The 18,934-nt window shown below is 69.9% G+C and carries 15 protein-coding genes; 11 read left to right on the top strand and 4 right to left on the bottom strand.

Features of this window, described 5'->3' with window-relative positions:
- Positions 1-3 precede the first annotated feature (3 nt).
- Entirely contained in the window at positions 4-1,446 is a 1,443-nt protein-coding gene (locus MBR110_RS01655; RefSeq protein ID WP_175898695.1) for an FAD-binding oxidoreductase, read from the top strand.
- Between the two features lie 25 nt (positions 1,447-1,471).
- On the opposite strand, the gene MBR110_RS01650 is transcribed toward MBR110_RS01655, so the two are convergent.
- A complete protein-coding gene (locus tag MBR110_RS01650; protein ID WP_059460831.1) occupies positions 1,472-2,044 on the bottom strand; it encodes a PadR family transcriptional regulator in 573 nt (190 codons plus the stop codon).
- Between the two features lie 68 nt (positions 2,045-2,112).
- Positions 2,113-2,544, bottom strand: coding sequence for a Cd(II)/Pb(II)-responsive transcriptional regulator (cadR, locus tag MBR110_RS01645; protein WP_011882831.1), 432 nt, complete (start codon positions 2,542-2,544; stop codon positions 2,113-2,115).
- An 81-nt stretch (positions 2,545-2,625) separates the two neighbouring features.
- On the opposite strand from cadR, the gene MBR110_RS01640 reads away from it, so the two are divergent.
- The 6 genes from MBR110_RS01640 (at position 2,626) to eutC (ending at position 11,710) form a co-directional block, all read left to right on the top strand.
- Positions 2,626-5,232: a heavy metal translocating P-type ATPase gene (locus MBR110_RS01640; RefSeq protein WP_181709140.1), complete on the top strand. Its 2,607-nt coding sequence runs from the start codon at positions 2,626-2,628 to the stop codon at positions 5,230-5,232.
- A gap of 10 nt (positions 5,233-5,242) precedes the next feature.
- Positions 5,243-5,659 carry a zinc ribbon domain-containing protein gene (locus tag MBR110_RS01635; RefSeq protein ID WP_080957676.1) on the top strand — a complete coding sequence of 139 codons (417 nt, stop codon included), beginning with the start codon at positions 5,243-5,245 and terminating at the stop codon, positions 5,657-5,659.
- 454 nt (positions 5,660-6,113) lie between these two features.
- Positions 6,114-7,577 carry a mechanosensitive ion channel gene (locus MBR110_RS01630; protein WP_014722191.1) on the top strand — a complete coding sequence of 488 codons (1,464 nt, stop codon included), beginning with the start codon at positions 6,114-6,116 and terminating at the stop codon, positions 7,575-7,577.
- A 407-nt stretch (positions 7,578-7,984) separates the two neighbouring features.
- On the top strand, positions 7,985-9,397 hold the full coding sequence (gene eat, locus MBR110_RS01625; protein WP_014722192.1) for an ethanolamine permease: 1,413 nt from the start codon (positions 7,985-7,987) through the stop codon (positions 9,395-9,397).
- Positions 9,398-9,524: 127 nt separating this feature from the next.
- A complete protein-coding gene (locus tag MBR110_RS01620; protein WP_059475945.1) occupies positions 9,525-10,922 on the top strand; it encodes an ethanolamine ammonia-lyase subunit EutB in 1,398 nt (465 codons plus the stop codon).
- Positions 10,919-11,710, top strand: coding sequence for an ethanolamine ammonia-lyase subunit EutC (eutC, locus tag MBR110_RS01615; RefSeq protein WP_011882837.1), 792 nt, complete (start codon positions 10,919-10,921; stop codon positions 11,708-11,710). Before MBR110_RS01620 ends, eutC begins: the two co-directional genes overlap by 4 nt.
- Before the next feature lie 54 nt (positions 11,711-11,764).
- Here eutC and MBR110_RS01610 read toward each other — a convergent pair whose 3' ends face one another.
- Positions 11,765-12,649, bottom strand: a complete 885-nt coding sequence (locus tag MBR110_RS01610; protein WP_011882838.1) for a LysR family transcriptional regulator — start codon at positions 12,647-12,649, stop codon at positions 11,765-11,767.
- Positions 12,650-12,795: 146 nt separating this feature from the next.
- Here MBR110_RS01610 and MBR110_RS01605 point away from each other — a divergent pair, with 146 nt between their 5' ends.
- Positions 12,796-14,400, top strand: coding sequence for an MFS transporter (locus tag MBR110_RS01605; RefSeq protein ID WP_059475946.1), 1,605 nt, complete (start codon positions 12,796-12,798; stop codon positions 14,398-14,400).
- A gap of 40 nt (positions 14,401-14,440) precedes the next feature.
- On the opposite strand, the gene MBR110_RS01600 is transcribed toward MBR110_RS01605, so the two are convergent.
- Positions 14,441-14,869, bottom strand: a complete 429-nt coding sequence (locus MBR110_RS01600; RefSeq protein ID WP_045578627.1) for a pyridoxamine 5'-phosphate oxidase family protein — start codon at positions 14,867-14,869, stop codon at positions 14,441-14,443.
- Positions 14,870-15,183: 314 nt separating this feature from the next.
- On the opposite strand from MBR110_RS01600, the gene exaC reads away from it, so the two are divergent.
- The 3 genes from exaC (at position 15,184) to MBR110_RS01585 (ending at position 18,932) form a co-directional block, all read left to right on the top strand.
- The gene (gene exaC / locus MBR110_RS01595) at positions 15,184-16,710 is read left to right on the top strand and encodes an acetaldehyde dehydrogenase ExaC (protein ID WP_011882841.1); all 1,527 of its coding nucleotides are present in this window, start codon (positions 15,184-15,186) and stop codon (positions 16,708-16,710) included.
- Positions 16,711-17,155: 445 nt separating this feature from the next.
- Complete coding sequence (locus MBR110_RS01590; protein ID WP_011882842.1) at positions 17,156-17,692, top strand: hypothetical protein; 537 nt, start codon at positions 17,156-17,158, stop codon at positions 17,690-17,692.
- Between the two features lie 205 nt (positions 17,693-17,897).
- Positions 17,898-18,932: a helix-turn-helix domain-containing protein gene (locus tag MBR110_RS01585; protein ID WP_011882843.1), complete on the top strand. Its 1,035-nt coding sequence runs from the start codon at positions 17,898-17,900 to the stop codon at positions 18,930-18,932.
- Positions 18,933-18,934 lie beyond the last annotated feature (2 nt).

Raw genomic sequence — 18,934 nt, 5'->3', positions numbered from 1 at the left:
ACGATGCAGAGCCTGCCCGCGGCCGGCGTGCCGGACGGCCCTGGCGTGCCGCCGCAGGCGGACGACGCGCTCGCCGCGGCGCTCGCCGCCGCGCTGGGCGATGCGCTGGATGATGGCCTCGTCACGCGCTCGGCCGACATCGAGCCGCGCTACTTCACCGCGTACAACGAGCCGGCCGGCGTGCGCCCGCGCGCGCTGGTGCGGCCGCGCAGCGTCGACGAGGTGTCGCGCACGCTCGCGCTGTGCACGCGCCTCGCGCAGCCGGTCGTGCCGCAGGGCGGCCTCACCGGGCTCGCGCGCGGCGCGGTCGCGCTGGGCGGCGAGATCGTGCTGTCGATGGAGCGCTTCGCCGGCGTCGAGGCGATCGACGCGGCGGCCGGCACGATGACGGTACGGGCCGGCACGCCGCTGCAGACCGTGCAGGAGGCGGCGGACGCGGCGGGCTTCACGTTCGGCGTCGATCTCGGCGCGCGCGGGTCGTGCCAGATCGGCGGCATGCTCGCGACCAACGCGGGCGGCACGCGCGCGATCCGCTACGGGATGATGCGCGAGCAGGTGCTCGGGCTGGAGGCCGTGCTGGCGGACGGCACCGTCGTGTCGTCGATGAACCGGATGCTGAAGAACAACGCCGGTTACGACCTGAAGCAGCTGTTCATCGGCAGCGAGGGCACGCTCGGCGTCGTCACGCGCGCCGTGCTGCGGCTGCATCCGAAGCTGGCCGAGCCGGCTACCGCGTTGTGCCGCGTGCAGGGCTACGATGCCGTCCTCGAGCTGTGGAACCGCCTGCGCGCGCTGCCGGAGCTCGTCAGTTTCGAAGCGATGTGGCCGGCCTTTTACGACTACGTCGCGCGTCATACGCCCGGCGTCGTCGCGCCGTTCGCGGGCGACGGCGGCTTCGCGGTGCTGATCGAGTGCGCGACGAGCGCGCCGGGCGGCGATGCGCGCGCGGCGCTGGAAGCCGCGCTCGCGGACGCGCTCGACGCGGGCCTCGTCGACGATGCCGTGCTCGCGACCTCGGCGCGGCAGGCGCGCGACGTGTGGACGCTGCGCGAAGGCCTCGCGATCGATGCGCTGCCGCACCTGATGAACTTCGACGTGAGCCTGCCGACCGGTGAGCTCGGCGCGTTCGCCGTACGCTGCGAAGCGGCGTTGCGCGGGCGCTGGCCGGACATCGTGTGTCTGTTCTTCGGCCATGTCGGCGACGGCAACGTGCATGTCGGCGTATCGCTCGCCGGCAGGCGCGACGCGGATGCGGAGGCGATCGACGATTGCGTCTACGCGGTCGTACGCGACATGGGCGGCTCGGTGTCGGCGGAGCACGGCATCGGCGTGCTCAAGCGCGGCTATCTCGCGCACACGCGCAGTGAAGCCGAGATCGCGCTGATGCGGCGCCTGAAGGCCGCGCTCGATCCCGCCGGCGTGCTCAATCCCGGCAAGGTGCTTTGACGGGTGCAGGCCGGGCGGGCGCGCGTCAGGCGTCGACCCAGCGCAGCGCGCCGATCTTCAGGTGTTCGACGACGCTGCGCGTCCAGTCGAGCTCCGCGTTGAGCATCACGAGCGCATGCTCGTTCTGCAGCAGGAACAGGCGCGGCACCTGATCGCCTTGCGCGGCGTTGCGCAGCGCATCGAGGCGCTCGCGCTCGGCCTCGAGCGCGTCGATGCGGCGCTCCAGCTGGCGGCGCGCATCCTCGGCGTCGAGCAGCGGCAGGAACGCGAGGCCGGCGCCGAACGCGGTGAATTCGCGCGCCGGTTCGGCGAGCAGCGCATGCAGCCAGGCCTGTCCCGCCTTGTGGCCGGCTTCCGTCAGCTTGTACAGCGTGCGTTCGGGAAACGCGCCGTCACGCTCGGTGTCGTGCACGGCGATCAGCCCGTCGCGCAACAGCCGGTCGATCATCTGGTAAAGGCTCGTGCGCTGCCGCACGTTGACGACTTCGTCATAGCCGCGCGCTTTCAGCTGCTGCAGCATCCCGTACGGATGCATCGGTGTTTCGGTGAGGGTCGCCAGCACGGCGAGGGCGAGCGGTGACGGGCGGCTGACCGGCATGGGTAGTTCATCTATATCTAGTCATGACATGACTAGTATTGGGCAAACTATCAGATCCGACAAGGGCTTCAGCCGAGGTGCGAGCGTTTTGCGGGCGGCGCGACCGTCTCCATGGTCGTCAGACCGTGGACGATCCCGCAGTCCTCGACCGAATGTTCGCCGACGCACTGGCGGCGCAGTTCGATCAGCTGGTCGCGCAGATGCGTGAGTTCGGCGAGGCGCGCGTCGACGTGGCCGATGTGTTCGTCAAGCAGTGCATTGACCGAATCGCACGGATCGGCCGGCGTGTCGGTGAGTTGCAGCAGCGCGCGGATTTCGTCGTGCGCCATGTCGAGCGCGCGGCAGTTGCGGATGAAGCGCAGCCGTTCGACGTGCACGTCGGTGTAGTTGCGGTAGTTCGAATCGGTGCGCTCCGCATCCGGCATCAGCCCCTCCCGCTCGTAGAAGCGGATCGTTTCGGGCGTGCAGCGGGCCGCTTTGGCCAGTTCGCCGATCTTCATGGCTTGCTCCGTTGTAAGGGTTGACCTTGTAGTGGCTTCAGGGTGTTAACTCTACCTCGTCCAGCCATAGAGGAGGTCTTCATGACCGACGCCCAGCGTACCCCCGACCCACGACACCGCCATGCCGACGGCGCCGCGACCTGCTGCGCCGACGCGCGCGACACGCAGGCGTGCTGCGCCGGCGACGCGGCGCCGGCGGGCGGCGAGCACGCACACGGCGATGTGGCGGCGCGCGGCGTACGTCCGGAGGCCGATGGTCATGAGCACGCCGATTCGCGCGCGCACGGCGCGCAGCACGATCACGGCGCCGCTGCTGCAGGTAGGGTGCGGGGCGATGGGCATGTGCATGGGGCGGCTTGTTCGCAGGGCCACGCCCACGAGCATGCTCACGAGCACGAGCACGAGCACGAGCACGAGCACGAGCACGAGCACGAGCACGAGCACGAGCACGAGCACGAGCACGAGCACGAGCACGCGGCCGGCGGCTGCTGCGCGCCGGCCGCGCCGACGCTCGCGCCGCTGCCCGCTGCACGGGCGACCGCATCGGGCCACGTGCGCTCCGCGTTCCGGATCATGCAGATGGATTGCCCGACCGAGGAGACGCTGATCCGCAAGAAGCTCGGCGCGATGCAGCAGGTGTCGGCGCTGGAGTTCAACCTGATGCAGCGGATGCTGACCGTCGACCACGTGCCCGGCGCGCAGCCGGCGATCGAAAGCGCGATCCGCACGCTCGGGATGACGCCCGAGGCTGCATCGGCGGACACGCCCGCCGCGCCCGTCGACGCGCCGCGTGCGAAGTCCTGGTGGCCGCTCGCGCTCGCCGGCGTCGCCGCGGTCGCGTCGGAGGCGGTGAACTGGGCCGGCCTGCCGGTGTGGCTGTCGGCAGCGCTGGCGATCGCCGCCGTCCTCGCGTGCGGGCTGACCACCTACAGGAAGGGCTGGATCGCGATCCGCAACGGCAACCTGAACATCAACGCGCTGATGAGCATCGCGGTGACGGGCGCGATGGCGATCGGCCAGTGGCCGGAAGCGGCGATGGTGATGGTGCTGTTCACGATCGCCGAACTGATCGAGGCGAAGTCGCTCGACCGGGCGCGCAACGCGATCCAGGGGCTGATGCAGCTCGCACCGGACACCGCGACCGTGCAGGACGCCGACGGCACGTGGCGCACGCTCGACGCCGCGCAGATTGCGCCGGGCGCGATCGTGCGCGTGAAGCCGGGCGAGCGGATCGGCCTCGACGGCGAGGTCGTTGCCGGGCGCTCGACGGTGAACCAGGCGCCGATCACCGGCGAGAGCCTGCCCGTCGACAAGACGACCGGCGACGCGGTGTACGCCGGCACGATCAACGAATCGGGTTCGTTCGACTATCGTGTGACGGCGGCCGCATCGAACTCGACGCTCGCACGGATCATCCATGCGGTCGAGCAGGCGCAGGGCGCGAAGGCGCCGACGCAGCGCTTCGTCGACCGCTTCGCGCGCGTCTACACGCCGATCGTGTTCGCGATCGCGCTGCTGGTGGCCGTCGTCCCGCCGCTCGTCATCGGCGACGCGTGGCACGACTGGATCTACCGCGCGCTGGTGCTGCTCGTGATCGCATGCCCGTGCGCACTGGTGATCTCGACGCCCGTCACGATCGTGTCGGGGCTCGCGGCCGCGGCGCGACGCGGGATCCTCGTGAAAGGCGGCGTGTATCTGGAACAGGGCCGCACGCTGTCGTGGCTCGCGCTCGACAAGACCGGCACGATCACGCACGGCAAGCCGGTGCAGACCGACTTCGACCTGCATGCCGAGCACGCCGACGCCGCGCAGGTGCACCGGCTCGGCGCGAGCCTCGCGGCGCGCTCCGATCACCCGGTGTCGCAGGCGATCGCCGCGGCCGCCCGCGATGCGAGCGCGGCTGCGTTCGACGAGGTGACGGACTTCGAGGCGCTCGCCGGGCGCGGCGTGCGCGGCACGATCGGCGGCGCGCGCTACTGGCTCGGCAATCACCGGCTCGTCGAGGAGCTCGAACGCTGCTCGCCGGCGCTCGAAGCGAAGCTCGACGTGCTCGAGCGGCAGGGCAAGAGCGTCGTGATGCTGATCGACGAGGCGCGCGTGCTCGGCATCTTCGCGGTGGCCGACACGATCAAGGAGACGAGCCGCGCTGCGATCGCCGATCTGCATGCGCTCGGCATCCGCACCGCGATGCTGACGGGCGACAACCCGCACACCGCGCAGGCGATCGCGCAACAGGCCGGCATCGACGATGCGCGCGGCAACCAGCTGCCCGAAGACAAGCTCGCGGCGGTCGAGGAGCTGTCGGCGCGCGGCGCGGGCGCGGTCGGGATGGTCGGCGACGGCATCAACGACGCGCCGGCTCTCGCGCGCGCCGATATCGGCTTCGCGATGGGCGCGATGGGCACCGACACGGCGATCGAGACGGCCGACGTCGCGTTGATGGACGACGACCTGCGCAAGATCCCCGCGTTCGTGCGGCTGTCGCGGGCGACGCACCGCGTGCTGGTGCAGAACATCGGCTTCGCGCTCGGCGTGAAGATCGTGTTCCTCGGTCTCACGATCGCCGGGCTCGGCACGATGTGGATGGCCGTGTTCGCGGACGCCGGCGCGAGCCTGATCGTCGTCGGCAACGGGTTGCGGCTGCTGTCGAAGGCCGGTGTGTTCGACGGCGCGCGCACGCAGCGCTGAGGAGCGGGCGATGGGGTTGCTGAAACGGGTGTTTGGCGGGTGGGGTGGTCGGCACGGGGGCGGGCACGGCGGCTCACACGGCTCACACGGCTCACACGGCTCACACGGCGGCGGGCACGGCAGCGGACCGCAGAGCGGCCATGGCGGCGGCCATCACGGCGAGCGAGGCCGCGAACTGTACGACGCGCACGGCCGCGATCGCCATGACTGGGGCCGGCAGCCGCCGACCGGCGGCCGCGGCGTGCCCGGCGCCGACTTGTCGTTGCGCCAACTCGTATGCGCGGGCTGCGGTGCGCTCAACGCGCCGGCCGCGCGATTCTGCGCGCAGTGCGGCGTATCGCAGCGTGGCCGCGCGTGCGGCCGTTGCCAGGCAGCACTCGCCGCCGACGCGCGCTTTTGTCCGAACTGCGGGACGCAGGCCGGCTAGACGCGCAAGCACGGGTATCGTTGCCGGCAGACCGGCAGACCGGCAGACCGGCAGACCGGCAGACCGACAGACCGACAGACCGACAGACCGACAGACCGACAGACCGACAGACCGACAGACCGACAGACCGACAGACCCACCCCCGCACCCCTCCGCGACCGCATCGACCGGCTTCCCTCCCAGCCCAGACATCCCGATACCCCGGACCCGCGTTCGCCCCACGTCATCGCTAGCCCCCTCTCCCAGCCATCGTCCGCCCCCGAATCGCCCCCTTTTAATTTGTCCGAATCGGGGTTCACCCCTCCGATCACCGACTAAAGTTAAAGAGGGTGAAATCGGATCAACGCGTCATTTTTCTCGGGTAAGTTCGCCGGACGGTAACGCACGGTTTTCGAAGTACGCAGGTAGTTCGTCGACGTTCAATCGCAACGCCACGTTTTCGGGAGAAGAAGAAATGGATGCTTCCAGCTTCATCACGTCGCTGCAGACCACGCTGGGCGGCTACCTGCCCAAGATAGCCGGCGCGATCGGCCTGTTGCTGATCGGCTGGCTGATCGCCGTGGCCGTGCGGGCCGGCGCGCTCCGGCTGCTGAACGCGCTGAACGTCGACCGGCGGATCAGCGAAAGCACCGGTCAGGGCGCGTGCGTCGAGCGGATCATCGCCGCCGGGCTGTTCTGGCTCGTGCTGCTCGTCACCGCGGTCGGCATCTTCAACGTGCTCAATCTGTACGCGGTGTCCAATCCGTTCTCGCTGCTCGTCACGCACATCGTCGACTACCTGCCGAACCTGATCGGCGGCGCGGCGCTGACGCTGATCGCGTGGCTCATCGCGTCGCTGCTGCGCAGCCTCGCGAACCGCGCACTGAAGGCGAGCAAGGTCGACACCGCGCTGGCCGAAAGCGCGGGCATGCAGCCGATGAGCGGCTATCTCGGCGACGTGCTGTTCTGGCTCGTCATCCTGATGTTCCTGCCCGCGATTCTCGGGTCGTTCGCGTTGTCCGGACTGCTGGCGCCGGTGCAGGGAATGGTCGACAAGCTGCTCGCGATCGTGCCGAACCTGTTCGCGGCGGCGATGATCGGCTTCGTCGGCTGGATCGTCGCGCGCGTGCTGCGCGGCCTCGTGACGAACCTGCTGGTCGCGGCCGGCGCCGACCGCCTCACCGCGCGCCTCGACAGCCCGACGCCGGTGCGCGTGTCGAGCCTGATCGGCACGATCGTCTACGTGTTCGTGTTCGTGCCGACGCTGATCTCCGCGCTCGATGCGCTGAAGATCGAGGCGATCTCGATCCCTGCGACCAACATGCTGAACCAGTTCCTCGGCGCGGTGCCCGACATCGTCGCGGCGATCGTGATCGTGGTGGTGACGTTCTATTTCGCGCGCTTCGTCGCGTCGCTCACGCAGAAGCTGCTGGAAGCCGCCGGCGCCGACGGGCTGCCGGCCGTGCTCGGCGTCGAGCGCGTGTTCTCCGGGATGCTGCAGCCGTCGGTGCTCGTCGCACGGCTGATCGTGTTCTTCGCGATGCTGTTCGCGGCGGTCGAGGCGGCCAACCGGCTCGGCTTCACGCAGGTGCGCGACGTCGTCACGCTGTTCATCGAATTCGGTGGTCACGTGCTGATGGGCGGCGTGATCCTCGTGATCGGCGTGTGGCTCGCCGGGCTTGCACGGCGCGTGATCGAGCAGGCCGACCGTGAGCACAGCGTATTGTTCGCACGGATCGCGCAGTTCGCGATCCTCGGCCTCGTGTTCGCGATGGGGCTGCGCGCGATGGGCATCGCCAACGAGATCGTGCAGCTCGCGTTCGGGCTCGTGCTCGGCGCGGTCGCGGTCGCGGTCGCGCTGTCGTTCGGTCTCGGCGGCCGCGAAGCGGCCGGCAAGCTGCTCGACCGCTGGTTCAACCAGCGCGGCGGCGGTCAGTAACGCCGCACGGGGCGTCCGCGCCGCGTGAGTCACTCACGCCGCGCGGACTACCCACGCCGCGCGAGCCACTCACGCCGCGCGGACTACCCACGCCGCGCGAGCCACCCCCACCGCGTGGACCACCAACGCCGTGTGAGCCTCTCATGCCGCGCGGACTACCAACGCCGCGCGAGCCACCCACACCGCGCGAGGCGTCCACACCGCCCGAGCCACCACACCCCGCTCCGGCGCGCTCCGCGCGCGCCCAGCGCGCCTGCATAACGTCCCGCACCACGCGCCCGGCGTTTCCGTCAGCGAAACGTCAGCCGCCATCTTTGCCGAATTTCGATAACACGTCGTTTTATGACTCTCTAGCATCGATTCTCAGTCGCGCGGGCAGGCAGGCCGGCGCCCTTCAGGAGAATCCGATGAAAGCAGAGTCGAATGGCCGGCCCGCAGCCGGCGCCAAGTCGTCCGGCCAGCCCGCGCTGCAGCAAACGCTCGGCACCTGGCAACTGTGGGGCATCGCGGTCGGCCTCGTGATCTCCGGCGAGTACTTCGGCTGGAGCTACGGCTGGGCGAGCGCCGGCACGCTGGGCTTCGTCATCACCGCGCTGTTCGTCGCGGCGATGTACACCACCTTCATCTTCAGCTTCACCGAGCTGACCACGTCGATCCCGCACGCGGGCGGCCCGTTCGCGTATGCGCGCCGCGCATTCGGCCCGACCGGCGGCTATCTCGCCGGCGCCGCGACGCTCGTCGAATTCGTGTTCGCGCCGCCCGCCATCGCGCTGGCGATCGGCGCATACCTGCACGTGCAGTTCCCTGGGCTCGAGCCGAAGCACGCGGCGATGGGCGCGTATCTCGTGTTCATGGCGCTGAACATCGTCGGCGTGCAGATCGCCGCGACGTTCGAGCTGGTCGTCACGCTGTTCGCGATCTTCGAGCTGCTGGTGTTCATGGGCGTCGTGTCGCCGGGCTTCGCGTGGAGCAACTTCATGAAGGGCGGCTGGGCCGGTGCCGATCACTTCAGCATGGGCGCGTTCCACGGCATGTTCGCCGCGATTCCGTTCGCGATCTGGTTCTTCCTCGCGATCGAAGGTGTCGCGATGGCCGCCGAGGAAGCGAAGAACCCGAAGCGCTCGATCCCGATCGCCTACGTGGCCGGCATCCTGACGCTCGTGGTCCTCGCGATCGGCGTGATGGTGTTCGCCGGCGGCGCGGGCGACTGGACCAAGCTCGCGAACATCAACGATCCGCTGCCGCAGGCGATGAAGTACATCGTCGGCGCGAACAGCGGCTGGATGCACATGCTGGTGTGGCTCGGGCTGTTCGGGCTGGTCGCGTCGTTCCACGGGATCATCCTCGGCTATTCGCGCCAGATCTTCGCGCTGGCCCGCGAAGGCTATCTGCCCGAATGGCTCGGGAAGGTGCATCCGCGCTTCAAGACCCCGCATCGCGCGATCCTCGCGGGCGGCGTGGTCGGGATCGCCGCGATCTACAGTGACGAGCTGATCCAGTTCGGCGGCCAGACGCTCACCGCGAACATCGTGACGATGTCGGTGTTCGGCGCGATCGTGATGTATATCGTCAGCATGGCGGCGCTGTTCAAGCTGCGCCGCTCGCAACCGAACATGGCGCGGCCGTTCCGTGCGCCGATGTACCCGTTGTTCCCGGCGTTCGCGATCGTGGCGGCCCTCGTGTGCCTCGGAACCATGGTCTACTTCAACGGGCTGGTGGCGATGGTGTTCATCGCGTTCCTGGCGGTCGGCTACGCTTACTTCATCGCGACCCGGTCGCAGCGCGCGAGCGCGCCGGCCGACGTGCTGCTCGAGGAATGACGTTGGCACGCCCGAACGGCGGCGCATGACGGCCTGCGGCGCGCCCGATGGAACGGGCGCGCCGTTGGCGTTCGGCAGGCGGAAGAGGTGGGCAGGCAGCGCAAGCACTGGCAAGGAGATTCGAACGATGTCCTATACGGAGACGATCGGCCCGCGCACGTACCGGTTCGCGGACCTGAAAACGCTGCTCGCGAAGGCGAGCCCGCTGCGCTCGGGCGACCAGCTCGCCGGCGTCGCGGCGGCGAGCGAGGAAGAGCGCGTGGCCGCGAAGATCGCGCTCGCGAGCGTGCCGCTGAAGGCGTTCCTGAACGAGGCGGTGATCCCGTACGAACAGGACGAAGTCACGCGCCTGATCGTCGACGATCACGACGCGCAGGCCTTCGCGGAAATCTCGCATCTGACCGTCGGCGATTTCCGCAACTGGCTGCTGTCGCCGGCGGCCGACGGCGCGGCGCTCGAACGCATCGCAGCGGGGCTCACGCCGGAGATGGTCGCGGCCGTGTCGAAGCTGATGCGCAACCAGGATCTGATCGCGGCGGCGAGAAAGCGCCGCGTCGTCACGCGCTTTCGCAACACGGTCGGGCTGCCCGGCCGGATGTCGGTGCGGCTGCAGCCGAATCATCCGACCGACGACGTGAAGGGCATCGCCGCGTCGATGCTCGACGGGCTGATGTACGGCTGCGGCGACGCGATGATCGGCATCAACCCCGCAACCGACAGCCTCGCGGCGATCGTCAAGCTGCTCGCGATGATCGACGGCTTCCGCGAGCGCTACGGCGTGCCGACGCAGTCTTGCGTGCTCACGCACGTGACCAACACGATCGCGGCGATCGACAAGGGCGCGCCGGTCGACCTCGTGTTCCAGTCGATCGCGGGCACCGAGAAGGCGAACGCGAGCTTCGGGATCTCGCTCGCGCTGCTCGGCGAGGCGCGCGCCGCCGCGTTGTCGCTCGCGCGCGGCACCGTCGGCAACAACGTGATGTACTTCGAGACGGGCCAGGGCAGCGCGCTGTCGGCGAACGCGCATTTCGGCGTCGACCAGCAGACCTGCGAAGTGCGCGCGTATGCGGTCGCGCGCAAGTTCGATCCGTTCCTGGTGAACACGGTGGTCGGCTTCATCGGCCCGGAATACCTGTACGACGGCAAGCAGATCATCCGCGCGGGCCTCGAGGATCACTTCTGCGGCAAGCTGCTCGGTGTGCCGATGGGCTGCGACATCTGCTACACGAACCACGCGGAAGCCGACCAGGACGACATGGACACGCTGCTGACGCTGCTCGGCACGGCCGGCATCAACTTCATCATGGGGATTCCCGGCGCGGACGACGTGATGCTGAACTACCAGAGCACGTCGTTTCACGATCAGTTGTACGTGCGCGAGGTGCTCGGCCTGCGCCGCGCGCCGGAGTTCGAGGAGTGGCTCGAGACGATGGAGATCGCCGACGCGCACGGCGCGCTGCGCGCGGCGAACGCACGCGTGCCGCTGCTCGCGGGCGCGAACGACTGGATGGGGATTTCCGCATGAGCGACGCCGTCGAGAAGAATCCGTGGGCGCAGCTGAAGGCGTTCACGAACGCGCGAATCGCGCTCGGCCGCGCCGGCAGCAGCCTGCCGACCGCGCCGCTGCTCGCGTTCAACCTGTCGCATGCGCAGGCGCGCGACGCCGTGCATCAGCCGCTCGATTCGGAGGCGCTGCGTCGCGAGCTCGACACGGCCGGCTTCGCGACGCTCGGCGTGCAGAGCGCCGCCGTCGATCGCCAGCATTACCTGCGCCGTCCCGATCTCGGCCGCAAGCTGTCGGACGACGGACGCGCGCTGCTGGCCGGCTACGGTGCGATGCTCGACGATGCGCCCGATGTGGTGTTCGTGGTCGGCGACGGGCTGTCCGCGTTCGCGGCCGCGAAGCAGGCGCTGCCGCTGCTGCAGGCCGTGTGCCCGCGGCTGCACGCGGACGGCTGGCGGCTCGGCCCGGTAGTGGTGGCGACGCAGGCGCGCGTCGCGCTCGGCGACGAGATCGGCGAGCTGCTGCGCGCGCGGGCCGTCGCGATGCTGATCGGCGAGCGGCCGGGGCTCAGCTCGCCGGACAGCCTCGGCGTGTACCTGACGTGGGCGCCGAAGGTCGGCTGCCACGACGCGCAGCGCAACTGCATCTCGAACGTGCGGCCCGAAGGCCTGCCGCATGCGGCGGCGGCGCACAAGCTGCACTACCTGATGACCGAGGCGCGCCGGCTGCGGCTCACGGGGGTCGGGCTCAAGGACGACAGCGACGCGCTGTTGCCGCCGCAACAGGCCGAGCGGATTGGCGCCGCGTGACGGTGTGCCGTCGATGGCGCGCGGCGCGGCGGCCGACACGGGCGCGCGGTTCGGCTACCTGAACAGCCGCTCGCACAGGAAGTCGACGAACACGCGCAGCTTCGGCGACAGCTGCCGGCTCGACGGCCACACGATCGAGAACTGTCCCGGTGCGATCCGGTAGTCGTCGAGCACGGTGACGAGCGTGCCGGCGTCGAGCGCGTCGCGCGCGAGGAAGTCGGGCATGTAGCCGATGCCGAGGCCGGCCATCACCGCGCCGCGCAGCGCTTCCATGTTGTTGCAGGTCATCGCGGTGCGCAGTTTCAGCGGTGTGCCGTCGTCGGCCGCCAGCGCCCAGTCCTGTAGCTTGCCGGTGGTCGGAAAGCAGTAGCGCACGCAATCGTGCGTGTCGAGATCGTGCGGTACGCGCGGCGTGCCGGCCCGCGCGAGATACGCGGGCGTGGCGCACAGCACGAACGCGAATGGGCCGAGCCGCCGCGACATCAGGCTCGAATCCGACAGCGGGCCGCTGCGGATCACCGCGTCGAAGCCGCCTTCGACGACGTCGACCATCCGGTCGTTGAAATCCAGGTCGAGCTCCACTTCCGGGTAGCACTCGCGAAACGCCGGCAGCACCGGCAGCAGAAACCGGTAGCCGATCACGGGCAGGCTCACGCGCAGCCTGCCGCGTGGGCGCTGCGCGGAGGCCGTGACGGTCGCTTCCGCGTCGCGAAGATCTTCCAGGATGCGCTGGCAGCGCTCGTAGAAATGGCGCCCTTCGTCGGTCAGCGTGACGCGCCGCGTCGTGCGGTTGAACAGGCGTACGCCGAGCGACTGCTCGAGCCGCGCGATCGTCTTGCCGACGGCCGACGCCGAAATGCCCAGCGCGCGGCCGGCCGCGACGAAGCTCAGCGCTTCGGCGGCGCGGACGAACGCGGCGATGCCATTGAGGTTTTCCATCGAGACGGAGCGGGCTGCGATTGATCGTGAATTGCGGAATTCTATTCCGATATATGCGGAGCATTGCACGGTTTTTCGCGGATTCAATCCGATTTATCTTCGATCGCTATCGACGCGCATCCGCGCGGTCATTTCGAGGAGCGATGATGGATCACCCGTTTTCAGCCGGTTCGACCGGCGCGGCACACCGGCGCGCGTGGGTGCTGGCGGCCGTGTGCATGGCGGCCGTCGCGTTGCCGCTGTCGTTTTCGGGCGGCGCGGTCGCGACGCCGGCGATCGGCCGCGACCTGCATGGCGGCCCCGTCGCGATGAACTGGATCACCAACGCGTTCATGCTCGCGTTCGGCAGCTGCCTGATGGCGGCGGGCGCGCTGGCCGACCAGTTCGGCCGCAAGCGCGTGTTCGCGATCGGCGTCGGCGGCTTCACGCTGATGTCGGTCGCGCTCGCGTTCGCGCCGTCGATGCTCGCGATCGACCTGCTGCGCGCCGCGCAGGGGCTCGCGGCCGCCGCGGCGCTCGCGGGCGGCACGGCCGCGCTCGCGCAGGAGTTCGACGGCGCGGCCCGCACGCGCGCGTTCAGCCTGCTCGGCACCACGTTCGGCGTCGGCCTCGCGTTCGGGCCGGTGCTCGCGGGCTGGCTGATCGCGCATCACGGCTGGCGCGCGATCTTCGTCACCGGCGCGGCGGCGGGCGTCCTGTCGCTGGCGCTCGGGCTGCCGCGCATGCACGAGTCGCGCGATCCGCATGCGACGGGGCTCGACTGGCCCGGCACCGTCGCGTTCACCGGCGCGCTGACGCTGTTCACGTTCGGCGTGATCGAGGCGCCCGCGCGCGGCTGGACGGACCCGCTCGTCGTCGTGCTGCTGGCCGGCGCGGCGCTCGGCGCGTGCGCGTTCGTCGCGATCGAGACGCGCGTCGCGCGGCCGATGCTCGACCTGTCGCTGTTCCGGATTCCGCGCTTCGTCGGCGTGCAGGTGCTGCCGGTGTCGACCTGCTGCTGCTACATCGTGCTGCTGGTCGTGCTGCCGCTGCGCTTCATCGGCATCGACGGCTTCAGCGAAATCGACGCAGGCTGGCTGATGCTCGCGATCTCCGCGCCGATGCTCATCGTGCCGCTGGTCGCGGCGACGCTCACGCGCTGGCTGTCGGCCGGCGTGATCTCGGGGCTCGGTCTGCTGCTCGCGGCGGCCGGCCTGGTGTGGCTCGATGTGGCGCTGCGCGGCGGCGCCGGGCCGGCCGCGATTGGGCCGATGCTCGCGATCGGCATCGGGGCGGGGATGCCGTGGGGGTTGATGGACGGGCTGTCGGTCAGCGTCGTGCCGAAGGAGCGCGCGGGGATGGCGACGGGGATCTTCAGCACGACGCGCGTGGCGGGCGAGGGCATCGCGCTCGCGATCGTCGGCGCGGTGCTGGCGACGCTTGCGCACGCCGATCTGCGGCGCGTGCCGGCGGCCGGCGAGTCCGGCGCGTCTGATGCGGCGCTGCGCGCGGCCGCGCGGCTCGCGACCGGCGATCTCGCCGGCGCGGCGGCCGTGTTGCCGGGCGTCGATCGCGCGACGCTGTTGGCGAGTTATTTGCACGCGTTCGACCGGTTGCTGCTCGCGCTCGCGGTGGTGACGGTGCTGTGCGCGGGTGTGGTGTTCGCGTTTCTCGGCGCGCGGCCGGCGCCGGACGCGACGACGGGCGCCGACGACGGCAGCCGCATGCGTGGCGATGCGGCGGCGCGGCGCGCGGCGCGCAACGCCGCGTAGTCCTACCGATCCGAAGACCCGACGCCCGCCCCACGCCGCGTCACGCCAGCACCAGCGGCGGCAGCCGCGCATCCGCGCGTGCCTGCGCGCGCTCCACCGCGACGACCACGTAGCGCCGCGCATCGGGCCACAGCTGCGCGTGGCTTGCGGCATCTTCGTCAACGGTCGCGCGCCCCTGCACGAGCCACGTCGTCTGCCGCACGAAATCGACGAACAGCAGCGCGATCGACGGGTTCACGAGCAGGTTGCCGATCGTGTTGAACAGGTTGTTGCCCGCGAAGTCGGGCAGCACCAGCGTCCTGCGATCGGCCACATGGACCAGCGGCGCGAACGAGCCGTCGGCGCGCGGCTGACGGCCGCGATACGAGCAATCGGCGTCGCCGGCCGCGTTCGCGGTCGCGACGATCAGGAACGCCTGTTCCTGGATGAAGGCGACGGCATCGTCGCTGAGAGGGGCCGCATCGGTCATGGTTCGGTGGTCGCGTCTGGGCGTACGAAACACCGAGCCGTACGCAAGCCACATGCCACGCGCCGACTGTCACACACCGATGCGGCGGCGCGGCCGCGCTGTGGAAAATCCGAACACCCGCGCCGCGGCTGTGCCATCGTATTGTTCAGAATCGACACACTCGCGCGATGCGTGCAGCGACTGCGCGCGGCGGACGGCCGCACGCATCGCTCCGGTTTGCTTGTCGGCCCGCTTTGGCACGCATGTTGCGTAATCCGTGCAGCGCGATCCAACCGGCGCTGCATTCACACAAGCACGATGAACAGGAGACATGTATGAACCCGTTTGACCTGAAACAACTGGGCCTCGACGTCGAATATCCGTATCGTCAGCAGTACGACAACTACATCGGCGGCAAGTGGGTTCCGCCGGTGAAGGGCGACTATTTCGAGAACGTGTCGCCGATCAACGGCAAGCCGTTCTGCCGCGTGCCGCGCTCGGGCGCGGAGGACATCGAGGCCGCACTCGATGCCGCACACGCCGCGCGCCGCAAGTGGGCCAAGACGTCCGTCACCGAGCGTGCGAACCTGCTGCTCGCCGCCGCCGACCGGATGGAGAAGAACCTGAAGCTGCTGGCCGTGGCCGAGACGATCGACAACGGCAAGCCGCTGCGTGAGACGATGGCCGCCGACCTGCCGCTCGCGGTCGACCACTTCCGCTACTTCGCCGGCTGCATCCGCGCGCAGGAAGGCGGCATTTCCGAGATCGACGACAACACCGTCGCATACCACTTCCATGAGCCGCTCGGCGTGGTCGGCCAGATCATCCCGTGGAACTTCCCGCTGCTGATGGCCGCCTGGAAGCTCGCGCCGGCGCTCGCAGCCGGCTGCTGCGTGGTGATGAAGCCCGCCGAGCAGACGCCTGCATCGGTGCTGGTGCTGATGGAGCTGATCGGCGACCTGTTCCCGGCCGGCACGATCAACATCGTCAACGGCTTCGGCAAGGAAGCCGGTGAGGCGCTCGCGACCAGCAAGCGCATCGCGAAGATCGCGTTCACCGGTTCGACGCCGGTCGGCAAGCACATCCTGCGCGCCGCCGCCGAGAGCCTGATTCCGTCGACCGTCGAACTGGGCGGCAAGAGCCCGAACATCTTCTTCGCCGACGTGCTCGACCAGGACGACGCGTTCCTCGACAAGACGCTCGAAGGCCTCGCGATGTTCGCGCTGAACCAGGGCGAAGTGTGCACGTGCCCGTCGCGGATCCTGATCCAGGAATCGATCTACGAGCGCTTCATCGAGAAGGCGGTCGCGCGTGTCGAGCGCATCAAGGCCGGCCATCCGCTCGACCTGCAGACGATGATCGGCGCGCAGGCGTCGCAGCAGCAGCTCGACAAGATCCTGTCGTACATCGACATCGGCCGCGGCGAAGGCGCGCAATGCCTGACGGGCGGCGAACGCACGGCGCCGGCAGCCGATCTCGGCGCGGGCTACTACGTGAAGCCGACGATGCTGCTCGGCAACAACAAGATGCGCGTGTTCCAGGAAGAGATCTTCGGGCCGGTCGCGTCGGTGATGACGTTCAAGGACGAGCAGGAAGCGATCGAACTCGCGAACGACACGTTCTTCGGGCTCGGCGCGGGCGTGTGGACGCGCAACGGCACGCGTGCATACCGGATGGGCCGCGAGATCGAGGCCGGCCGCGTGTGGACCAACTGCTATCACCTGTATCCCGCGCATGCGGCGTTCGGCGGCTACAAGCAGTCGGGCATCGGTCGCGAGACGCACAAGATGGCGCTGTCCAACTATCAGCAGACGAAGTGCCTGCTGGTCAGCTACCAGGCCGAGGCGCTCGGGTTCTTCTGATCGCTGGGGCAGGGGTGAAGCGCCGGGGCCGGACCGTGCCGCACGTGGTGTCGTGCGGCATGTGAGCGCCGTGCGGCGGTGTCTGCTGGTCCGGGTACCGGTCGAGGCGTTCGGGTTGTTCCGATCGCCGCGGCAGCGGTGAGGCGCCGGGGCTGGACCACGCCGCACGCGACGTCGCGCGGCGCGCAAGGGCCGTGCGGCGCTGGCCGGCCGTGCAGTCTGCGGCCAGCAAGCCGCCGTGGCGCACGCTGCATGCGCCGCCGGCCGTCGTGTCCGGTGCTTCATCGTCTGCTGATTGTTCCGCTTCTCGTGGTTCGGGGTTCGCGTTCGATACGCGACGTCGGCCGCATATCGCCGCAGCGTCCGAGCGCGACGGCAACGACGCCGTCGATCGCCCGAGCGCGAGCGGCCCGTATCGCATAACGACGCGCCTACCGGAGCCCGCATGGCCGAACCGCCGCGTTCCTTTCCACATCACCCTGTGTTCCACGCGGGCGAACTCGATGCACATCAACGCTTCGGCGTGGCCGACGATGCCGAACGGATGAGCGAGGTCGTCACGACGCGCCTGAGCATCGGCGTGCGCCAGTTCGTCGAGACGCAGCCGTTCATGTTCGTCGGCGCGACGTCCGACGGCGCGGCGACCTGCGATATCGTGCAGAGCCAGCGCGACGCGAACGGCGATCTGCTGCCCGTCGTGCGCGTGGTCGACACGAAAACGCTGCGCTTCGTGCTGCCGCTCCATGACGACGGCAACCGGATCGCCATGCGCGCGGACGAGGCGGTCGGCATCGGGCTGCTGTTCGTCGATTTCGTGCGCGGCATCCGTTACCGGATCAACGGCCGCGCGACGTTGCGCACCGACCTCGGCGGCGCCGACGCGGCGCCTTGGGCCGCCGGCCGCCCGATCGTCGAGCTGGCGATCCAGCAGGCGTACGGCAATTGCGGCACGCGCGTCGTGCGCTTGCGACCGGGCACGTAGCCGGCCGCCGAGGGGCGTCGATGGCCGCCGCCGCGCATCGCGCACCCGCTCGGTGCGCGGCGCGCCGCCTGCGGGTGCGCCCGTGTTGCGCGCGCCAGCCCCGCGCCGGCCGTGCGCCGCGCAATGACGGGCTTCTCGCCCGATCGCGCGGTTCGGCACGGGACTTGCGTGACGCACGCGCGCCTGGGCAGCAGAGGAGAACACGATGGAACGACGAGTGGAGTGCGCGGCCGAGCCGACGGCCGAGAACACGCGCTGCAGCGCGCAGGGCGACGACGCGCTCGCCGGCCAGGCGGTCGTCAGCGTCGCGCACGACGCCGACGAACAGGCGCGCAACCTGATCGGCTGGCGGCAAACCTACGACCAGCTCGCGGCCGGCCGCTTCGTCGGCACGCTGACCGAGCTGCCGCTCGACACGATGAAGCTCTTTCGCGAATCGACCAGCCATCTGCTGCGCCAGGCCTGCGAGGTGCGCGGCGACGCATACTGGTTCGGCATCCCGCTCGCGAACGACGGCAGCGCGCGGGTCGACGCATGCCGCATTGGGCCCGGTGCGCTCGCGTTCCGGCCGGGCAACGTCGAATTCGAATTGCTGACGCCCGCGCAGTTTTCGATCTACGGCGTGGTCGTGCGCGGCGACGTGCTGCGCCGTTACGCGGAGGAAGTCGAACACCGCGCGCTCGACGAGCGGCTGTTCGCGCAGCGCGTGATCCAGGTCGGCGACGCGCGGCTCGCGCGGCTGTGTGCACTGCTCGGCCAGCGGCTCGACGGTGCGGCTGCCGCAGGCGGGCCGCTGGCCGATGCGCAGCGCGACGACCTGCAGGCCGGCGTGCTGGCCGCGCTGTTCGACGCGTGCGCGCAGCCGGCCGACGATGGCGTCGGCAGTGCGCCGTCGACGCGGCGCTGGATCGTCGAGCAGGCGCGCGAGTACGTGCTCGCTCACCGTACTCGTCCCGTCGGCGTGCCGGAGCTGTGCGAGCAGCTGCACGTGAGCCGGCGCACGCTGCAGTATTGCTTCCAGGATGTGCTCGGGATGGCGCCCGCCACCTATCTGCGCACGCTGCGGCTCAACGGCGCGCGGCGCGACCTGTGCGGGCGCGCGGCCGGCTCGGTGCAGGACGTCGCGGCCGCGTGGGGCTTCTGGCACCTGAGCCAGTTTGCGACCGACTATCGGCGGATGTTCGGCAAGCGCCCGTCGGAGACGCTGCGCGACCGTGCCGCAATGGTGACGGCCGGCTGACC

Source organism: Burkholderia sp. MBR-1, from assembly GCF_013822785.1.
Lineage (GTDB): Bacteria > Pseudomonadota > Gammaproteobacteria > Burkholderiales > Burkholderiaceae > Burkholderia > Burkholderia vietnamiensis.
The sequence above is the reverse complement of the archived record's forward strand: the minus strand, read 5'-3'. Positions and strand labels throughout refer to the sequence as shown.